This window comes from Bradyrhizobium sp. P2_E8 (assembly GCF_056403875.1).
The window spans coordinates 1-8260 of the sequence record NZ_JBFUES010000252.1 but is presented as its reverse complement, the minus strand read 5'-3'; the positions used below and the strand labels follow the sequence as shown (position 1 = coordinate 8260).

The 8260-nt window shown below is 65.3% G+C and carries 10 protein-coding genes; 3 read left to right on the top strand and 7 right to left on the bottom strand.

Features of this window, described 5'->3' with window-relative positions:
• Both AC1D00_RS16155 and AC1D00_RS16150 read right to left on the bottom strand, forming a co-directional pair.
• Nucleotides 1-992 (bottom strand): heterodisulfide reductase-related iron-sulfur binding cluster (locus tag AC1D00_RS16155; protein ID WP_477011364.1); only part of this gene is annotated, 992 nt, incomplete at its 3' end.
• Nucleotides 989-2227, bottom strand: coding sequence for an FAD-binding protein (locus AC1D00_RS16150; RefSeq protein ID WP_477011363.1), 1239 nt, complete (start codon nt 2225-2227; stop codon nt 989-991). The genes AC1D00_RS16150 and AC1D00_RS16155, both read right to left, overlap by 4 nt.
• Nucleotides 2228-2479: 252 nt before the next feature.
• Here AC1D00_RS16150 and AC1D00_RS16145 point away from each other — a divergent pair, with 252 nt between their 5' ends.
• Nucleotides 2480-2968, top strand: a complete 489-nt coding sequence (locus AC1D00_RS16145) for a putative quinol monooxygenase (protein ID WP_404552725.1) — start codon at nt 2480-2482, stop codon at nt 2966-2968.
• A gap of 229 nt (nt 2969-3197) precedes the next feature.
• Here the strand turns inward: AC1D00_RS16145 and AC1D00_RS16140 are convergent, their stop codons facing one another.
• Complete coding sequence (locus AC1D00_RS16140; protein ID WP_477011362.1) at nt 3198-4691, bottom strand: FAD-linked oxidase C-terminal domain-containing protein; 1494 nt, start codon at nt 4689-4691, stop codon at nt 3198-3200.
• A gap of 228 nt (nt 4692-4919) precedes the next feature.
• On the opposite strand from AC1D00_RS16140, the gene cycA reads away from it, so the two are divergent.
• A complete protein-coding gene (gene cycA / locus AC1D00_RS16135) occupies nt 4920-5315 on the top strand; it encodes a cytochrome c-550 CycA (RefSeq protein WP_135176469.1) in 396 nt (131 codons plus the stop codon).
• Nucleotides 5316-5433: 118 nt separating this feature from the next.
• On the opposite strand, the gene AC1D00_RS16130 is transcribed toward cycA, so the two are convergent.
• Nucleotides 5434-6390, bottom strand: a complete 957-nt coding sequence (locus AC1D00_RS16130) for an alpha/beta fold hydrolase (protein ID WP_477011361.1) — start codon at nt 6388-6390, stop codon at nt 5434-5436.
• A gap of 343 nt (nt 6391-6733) precedes the next feature.
• On the opposite strand from AC1D00_RS16130, the gene AC1D00_RS16125 reads away from it, so the two are divergent.
• Nucleotides 6734-6916, top strand: coding sequence for a hypothetical protein (locus AC1D00_RS16125; protein WP_477011360.1), 183 nt, complete (start codon nt 6734-6736; stop codon nt 6914-6916).
• Between the two features lie 12 nt (nt 6917-6928).
• Here the strand turns inward: AC1D00_RS16125 and AC1D00_RS16120 are convergent, their stop codons facing one another.
• From AC1D00_RS16120 to ykgO, 3 genes are all read right to left on the bottom strand, one after another.
• Entirely contained in the window at nt 6929-7189 is a 261-nt protein-coding gene (locus AC1D00_RS16120) for a hypothetical protein (RefSeq protein WP_477011359.1), read from the bottom strand.
• A gap of 161 nt (nt 7190-7350) precedes the next feature.
• A complete protein-coding gene (locus AC1D00_RS16115; RefSeq protein ID WP_477011358.1) occupies nt 7351-7992 on the bottom strand; it encodes a tetratricopeptide repeat protein in 642 nt (213 codons plus the stop codon).
• Between the two features lie 106 nt (nt 7993-8098).
• Nucleotides 8099-8224, bottom strand: a complete 126-nt coding sequence (gene ykgO, locus AC1D00_RS16110; RefSeq protein ID WP_006611362.1) for a type B 50S ribosomal protein L36 — start codon at nt 8222-8224, stop codon at nt 8099-8101.
• Nucleotides 8225-8260 lie beyond the last annotated feature (36 nt).

Below are 8260 nucleotides of genomic sequence, written 5' to 3'. Positions count from 1 at the left end.
GAGTGATAGGCGACGACGATGTTGTCGCCTATCGCAGTGGTCGGAAGACCGAGGCCGGCAACGTATTCGGTGATGTCCTTGGCAAGCGCGGACACCTTCGCCGCATCGGCCGCGAACGCAGCGTCCTCGCGCAGCAGATAGCCGTAGTCCTTGATCACCGTGCCGCAGCCGGACGCCGTCACCAGGATGGCGTCGAGCCCCTCGCCGGCCGCCTCCGCGCGCCATGCCGCGATATTGGCGCGAGCCCGCGCCAGCGCATCATGGTCGTTGCCGAGGTGATGAGTCAGCGCGCCGCAGCATTGCTCGTCCCTGACCAGGACGACCTCGATGCCGTGGCGGGTGAGAAGACTGATGGCAGCCTGGTTGATGCGCGGCGCCAGCACCTGCTGGGCGCAGCCCTGGAGCAGCGCGACCCGGCCGCGCTTCTTGCCGAGCGCCGCGAACACGCTGCCCGGGAGGGGGCCGGGCGACGGCAGCCGGTTCGGGGCCAGCGCCAGCATCGCCTTGAGGCGCTGGATCAGTCCGGGCGTGGCCGAGGGCCGCGGCGTCGGCAGGAATACGGCCAGCGGACGGGCCAGCCGCGCCAGCCACATGCTGGCGCGGAAGCGCTGCGGGTCCGGCAGGACGAAGGCCAAGACCTGACGGAGCAGCCGCTCGGTGAGCGGCCGCTGGTAGCGCTGCTCGATCCTGACCCGGGCCTGGTCGACGAGGTGCATGTAGTTCACCCCGGAGGGGCAGGTCGTCATGCAGGCCAGGCACGACAGGCAACGGTCGACATGCTTGACCACCTCCGCCGTCGGCGCCTGGTCCTTCTCCAGCATCTCCTTGATCAGATAGATGCGGCCGCGCGGGCTATCGAGCTCGTCGCCGAGCAGCACATAGGTCGGACAGGTTGCAGTGCAGAAGCCGCAATGGACGCAGGCGCGCAGGATCTTGTCGGCCTCCGCGATATCGGGATCGGCGAGTTGCGCCAGTGAGAATTCGGTCTTCATGCCGCAGCGCCCCGCGTCAGCCGTCCCCGGTTGAGAATGGACTTCGGATCGAAACTGGCGCGTATCCGCTCGCTCAAGGCGGCAATACCGGGCGCCTGCGGTTGGAACACATCGACCTCGCGCCTGACATCCTCGGCCGCCCGGATCAGCATGGCGTGCCCTCCGACCGCATTCGCACACGCGCGCACGGCCGGCTCATGCGCATCGCCCTTCGGCGGCAATGCGGCCCAGATCAATCCGCCGCCCCAATCGAAGATCATGTCGCCGCCGGTCTCGCGCACCAGCTGCGTCCCGAGCGCCGCACCCGATGCCGGCGGACAGACGATCCGCCACACCGGCCAGGCCCCCAGCGCGCCACTGGCCGCGAACGGCAGTACGTCGCGGATGGTAGCCCATAGTGCCGACGACTCGGCGTCCTCGACCAGGGTCGCGGTTCCGAACGGCGCCAGCAATTCGCGCAGCGAGCCGGCGCGATGCGCGGCGGAGGCGGTAATGCCTTCGAGCCGGAGAACGGTCAGCGCCTCGCCCTGGYCCGCGATGTCGCCGAGCCCGTCGGTTTTCGCCCGGAATGCAGATTTCGGCAGGTGTGCGGCGCCGGAGACGTCGAAGGGCGAGCCGAGCGCCGCGGTCATCGCCTTGTTGGCGGCGGCCTCGTCGAGCCCGCGCAGCAGCAGCGTCCGCTCGGCCTCCGGCTTCGGCATCACCTTCAGCGTGACCTCGGTCATGACAGACAGCGTGCCCCAGGAACCGGCGAGCAGCTTGCAGAGGTCGTAGCCGGTGACGTTCTTCACCACCTTGCCGCCGGTCTTGAAGCTGTCGCCGAAGCCGGAGACGGCGTGCGCCCCAAGCAGGTGATCGCGCGCCCCGCCCGCCCTGATGCGCCGCGGGCCGGCAAGGCCCGCCGCGATCATGCCGCCGATGGTGCCTGATACGGGCGTGCCGAGCAGCGGCGCGGTGTTCATCGGCTCGAACGCGAATTGCTGGTTCTTGGCATCGATCAGCGACAGCACGTCGGCCAGCGGCGCACCCGCCTCAAGCGTCACGATCAGCTCGTTGGGCTCGTAGGAGGTGACGGCATTCAGCGCGGAGACGTCGAGCACGGCGTTGGTCGCCATGGCGTGGCCAATGCTGCGCTTGCTGCCATGACCGATGATCTCGAGCGGCTGCTCATTGGCAATCGCCGCGCGCACCACCTCTTCGACGTCTTTGGCGTCTCTGACCCTAAGCGTATCCACGGGAAAAGGCGGTAGCGAAATTCGCCGCCAAAATCAAATGCAGCGTGACGCGGCGACCACTTGTCGGCGCGACGACGGTGCGGCATGCGACGAAAATCCGTCAGGCCGGCTCCGCGAAATCCGACAGCGACGGTTCGATAAATATCGAAGCGTTCACGACATCGACACTTCGATCACCGGCGAACCAAAGCCGGCAGGCCATCGCTACAAGCTTGCGCCGATCGCGATCGAGCTCAGCCGATGGAGACAGACATGAAGCGATCGACATATGCGCGGCCGCCGGCGCCGCGCGTCCACGAAGCGTTCAGCCGCAGGTCGGTGATCACCGCCTTCGGAGCCGTCCTGGCAATCTATCTCTCGCCATGGACGTCGTCATCTCAAGCCCAGCAGCAAGGAGGAAGGACCATGAACCACTACGCCACGCAGAAATCCCTCAGCGACGCCGTCGACGGCGGCGGCCTGCTCGTCGTCGCGCAATGGGAGGCGAAACCGGGCGAGGCCGACAAGGTCGCTGCGATCCTCGACCGCTTCCTGCCCGAGGCGCAGCGCGAGGACGGCGTCAAGCTGTTCCTGATCTCGCGCGCCAGGGACAATCCGGCCCAGTTCCTGTTCTACGAACTGTTCCGCGACGAGGCCGCCTTCAAGGCGCACCAGGAGAGCGCGCATTTCAAGACCTACATCGCCGGCGAAGCGCTGCCGCTGCTGGCGAAGCGGGAGCGAGCGCAATACGGAATGCTGTGAGTGCTCTTCTTCCCTCTCCCCTTGTGGGAGAAGGTGGCATAGGCGGCCTTCGGCCGCCGTTCTTAAGAACGCCGAAGCCAAGCTTCGGCTATGGCGCCGGATGAGGGGTTGCTTCAGCGAACTCAACTGCAAGCGGTTTGCGCGGAGAGATACCCCCTCACCCGTCTCGCCGCTCTGCGGCGAGCCACCCTCTCCCGCAAGGGGAGAGGGTGCACCGTCACCGCTGCCTTCAGAACCGCGGAATATCCGGAAACGCCACTTTCCCGGCATGCACATGCATGCGGCCGAGCTCGGCGCAGCGGTGCAGGGTCGGAAACACCTTGCCGGGGTTGAGCAGGCCCTGCGCGTCGAAGGCGCATTTCAGCCGCTGCTGCTGGTTGAGGTCGATCTCGCTGAACATCTCCGGCATCAGGTCGCGCTTCTCGATGCCGACGCCGTGCTCGCCGGTGAGCACGCCGCCGAACTCGACGCAGGCGCGCAGGATGTCGGCGCCGAAGGCTTCGGCCCGCTCGATCTCGCCGGGCTTGTTGGCATCGTAGAGGATCAGCGGGTGCAGATTGCCGTCGCCGGCGTGGAACACGTTGGCGCAGCCGAGCTGGTATTTCTCCGAAAGCTCGCGGATGCGCGCCAGCGCCTTCGGCAGCGCGCCGCGGGGGATGGTGCCGTCCATGCAGAGATAGTCCGGAGAGATGCGGCCGACGGCCGGAAACGCGGCTTTGCGGCCGGCCCAGAACAGATTGCGCTCGGCCTCCGAGGTCGAGATCTGGCAGGTGGTCGAGCCGCAAGCATTCGCGATCGTCTCGACGCGCGTGATCAGCTCGTCGACCTCGATCTTGGGACCGTCGAGCTCGATGATGAGAAGCGCCTCGACGTCGAGCGGATAGCCGGCATGGACGAAGGCTTCCGCGGCGTGGATCGCCGGCTTGTCCATCATCTCCATGCCGCCGGGAATGATGCCGGCGCCGATGATGCGCGCCACGCATTCGCCGGCCGCCTCGACCTCTGCGAAGCCGACCATCAGCGCGCGCGCCGTCTCCGGCTTTTGCAGGATGCGCACCGTGATCTCCGTAATGACGCCGAGCAGGCCTTCGGAGCCGGTGATGACGCCCATCAGGTCGTAGCCGGCGTTCTCGCACCCCTTGCCGCCGATCCGCAGGATCTCGCCGCTCATCAGCACGATCTCGCAGCCCAGCACGTTGTTGGTGGTCATGCCGTATTTGAGGCAGTGCACACCGCCGGAATTTTCCGCGACGTTGCCGCCGATCGAGCAGGCGATCTGCGACGACGGATCGGGCGCGTAATAGAAGCCGGCATGCGCGACCGCCTGGCTGATCGCGAGATTCGTGACACCGGGCTCGGTGACGACGACGCGGTTGTCGAAATCGATCTCGCGGATGCGCTTGAACTTGCCGAGCCCGAGCAGCACGCCGTCTTCGAGCGGCAGCGCACCGCCTGAGAGTGATGTGCCGGAGCCGCGCGGCACCACCTTGACGCCTTGGGCGGCACAATATTTCAGGACGAGCGCGACCTGCTCGGTCGTATCGGGCAGCACCACGACCATCGGCGGCTGCCGATAGGCGGTCAGCCCGTCGGATTCATAGGCCCGCATCTCGGCGGCGCTGTCGATCACGCCCTCGCCTGATACGATCGCGCGCAAGGCGGCGACGATCTCGCTGCGACGCGCCAGCACCGCCTGATCGCTCGCGGGCATCATGATGGCCATGTTACGAAACCTTCGTCCGGCATTGGAATTTGTTCCGGCAAATCAAGCACGTCTGCCCGCTCTTGGGTAGGTCCTCCGAAGGTCCCATTGCTTTGTTGCAGCGCAAGTTCTCTCTGGGGCAAGTCTGCTACCATGAAACCTGTCAAGATCTCGCGGCTTGTCCACTTGCAGCGGACCTGCCAAAACCACGCCCCTCAATCTGACCCGGGAAGAGACGAAGAGCATCCTATGACAAAATTGACTTTCGCCGCGCTGGTTGCCCTCACCGTGACTGCCACCGCACCCGCCGCGATGGCGCAGGATGTCGCGGCCGGCAAGACGTCGTTCAACAAATGCCTGGCCTGCCACGCGATCGGCGAAGGCGCCAAGAACAAGGTCGGCCCCGAGCTCAACGGCATCAACGGCCGCAAGTCGGGCAGCGCCCCGGATTACAGCTATTCGGACGCGAACAAGAATTCCGGCATCACCTGGGACGAAGCCACGTTCAAGGAGTACATCAAGGATCCGAAGGCCAAGATCCCCGGCACCAAGATGGCATTCGCCGGCATCAAGAACGAGACCGAGATCAACAATCTCTGGACCTTCATCTCGCAGTTCGACAAGGACGGGAAGATCAAGCAGTAAGCGCGCGAGAGGCGGCCGCCAGAGCTTCGGTTCCGATTGAATCAGAACCGAGGCTCAGGCTTCTTGTCTTGACGCGTTTTCTTCAYGCGAACCGGTATCCACTTCGCTCGAAAACGCTTCAATCGGCGGCCGCCTGCGCCGGGACGATTGTATCGATCATCGTCTCGATCTCCGCCTTCACCAGATCCGGCACCGCGTTCTGCACCATGTGGCCGAGATCGGGCAGCACGATCAGCTTCGCATTCTGTACGGTCGCGGCGAACGGTCGCGCGTGGATGCTGGTCTTCACCGTCTTGTCGGGCTCGCCGGCGATGATGGTGACCGGCGCCTTGATCTCGCCATAGCGCGCGACTTGCGCGGCGACAGCTTCCTTCAACGTCACCAGATCATAGGCATTTGCGATGAACTCGCGCGGCCGCAGCAGCAGCGGCGTCGCGGAGTCCTGCACGAAACCATCGGGCATGGTCTGCGGCAGAAACACGTTGCGCGCCCCGGACTCGGCGACGACATAGCCGAGCGGCAGCGTGATGGTGTAGGCGAGCAGCGGGCCGATCACGGGCGTTGCGATGAGCTCGTTGTAGCGGCCGACGCCGCCGCGCCAGGGATGGGTGACGGGCGCCAGCATCACGAGGCCCGCGACGCGGCCCGGATGATCGAGCGCGAGGCGCGCGCCGAGCGCCCCGCTCCAGGAATGCACGACGAAGACCGCACGATCGACTCCGAGCTTGCCGAGCGCCTCGTCGATCATCCGCGCCTGGATCTGCGGCGTCGAATCCTGCCGCCGAGCGCGCGTGCTCCAGCCATGACCGGGACGGTCGATCAGGATGACGCGATGGTCTTTTGCAAGGAGGTCGCCGAGCGGGCGCCGCATCGCTTCGAGATTGGAGCTCGCGCCGTGCAGCATCACGATCGGTAGGCCTGAATCGCGCGGGCCGATGTCGACGACGTGGAGCGTCGCGCCACCGACCTCGATCATCCGGCCCTGAGGTGGAAAGGCGCGTTGCACGGCGACGATTCCGGCCTGCGTGGCCAGCGCCAGCAGAACCAGCGCCGTCACGACTGTCATCACGATCATGGATTGAATCCGGACGATCCAGGGCACTTGGTCATAAGCCACCTGGTGATTACGAGCGTGGCACGCGGCAGTTTCGCCCCAGGCGCCTCAGCACTTCCACCGGAAATGAGGGGCTGTGGATAAGTGCATAATTGCAGGTCGGAAAAACTCAATAGAATCAATGATATTCCCGATGGCACGCAAGCTTCGGACCAGCTTCATGCGGTCGTCATCGCGGCTTCCATATAATCGCCATGGTCGGTTCCGCCATTTAGGCGCGGGTGGGCGCCGATCCTCCTCGCACCTCAGGAGATGCGGGAAAGACCGGCAAGATTTGTCCTGGTTTGAACCGGAGGATTCTTCGATGAGCTTGAGATCGAACGACACTGCAATCGACGAGATCGTCGCGAGCTGCAACGGTGACCTGCGCGGTGCCGTGCGGGCGCTGCTCCTGATCAACGAGCATCTCGAGACGGAGCTCGCCAAGGCTTACGCCGCAGCAGCTGATCGCAGCCTCGCAGAGCGCGGCGGCAGCGTCCTGCACTAGGCGGGCCAGACTCTAGTCCGTCTTGTCCTCGTCCTTTTGGTCGTCGGGGTTGACCGCGGGACAGGCGCGGATGGTCGAGCGGGCAAGCTTGGCGTCGGCCATGGACTTGTAGGGACCATCGCCGAACCAGATGTCGCCGACGATGACCGGATTGCTGGTCACGATGTTGCATCTGCCGGTGGCGCGGTTGCCGACCACCCAGAACAGTCCGTCGGCGAGACTCACCGTTCCCGACGCGAGCAGCAAGCTACCCGCAAAAATCAAACGCTTCATGGCTTTGCTCCTGCCATGCAGGTAGGCCTGCGGCCGCGTGGACGATACCCCAGCTCATGCGACGCGTGTGATCGTGGTTAATCCGCGTGCGCCGCAATCGCTCGGGAAATGATCAAACTATCCCTTTGCGCTGGCGCGGCCCTTCGGGTCCGGATCGTGCTCTAGATGTCGCGGCCTTCGACCTTCTCGGTCAGCGACTTGACCTGATCGGGGATCTTCTCGAGGTGCGGATTGACGGCGAGCGCCTTGCGATAGGCCTCGAGCGCGCGCTTCTCGTCCCCGACCTCCTGCATGATCATGCCGAGCCCCGCGAGCGCGCCGAAATGGCGGGGTTCGCGGATCAGCACCTGCTGGATGTCGGCGAGCGAGCGGCCGTAATCGTTCTGCATGTAGTAGAGCGTGGCGCGCCGGTTCCAGGCCTCGATGTAGTCGGGCCGCAGCTTGATGACCGAATCCAGCAGCTTGATCGCGACGTCGATCTTCTGCGCGTCGACGGCGGTCTTGGCCCGCGACATCAGCAGCGAGGCGGTGTCGCTCGGGGTCTGGAGCCAGATCGCCCAGATCCGCGCCTCGACATGCTTGGCGCTGGCATCGTCGGGCGCCGCCTTCAGCGCACCGAACAGGAAATCGAGATTTTTGCTGCGATCGACCTTGGGCAGCTTGGCCGGCGCTTCGGGAAGCTTCTTCTGCTTGCCGGGAGGGGGCGGCGGCTCAACCTGCTGCGCCGCGGCCGGAGCGAGGCCGGCGGTTCCCAGAGCAAGGGCCAGACACAGGGTGCGCGCGAAAGGGAATCTCACTGCCATGACTGAAGTCTAGACGCGCAAAGCCGCCCTTGCAAAGCAAAGGCGGCGTCAAACTCGTGTGAGACCGTGGTCTTGCGGGACGCGCGGGGCGTCCGGCAGGGCGTGATCAGCCCTGGCGAGCCTTGAAGCGGCGCTGCACCTTGTTGATCACATAAACCCGGCCCTTGCGGCGGACCAGGCGGTTGGCGCGATGGCGACCGCGCAGCGACTTCAACGAGTTACGGACCTTCATGGCAGAATCCTGAACGTTCGAAAGGCCGTGTTCGGC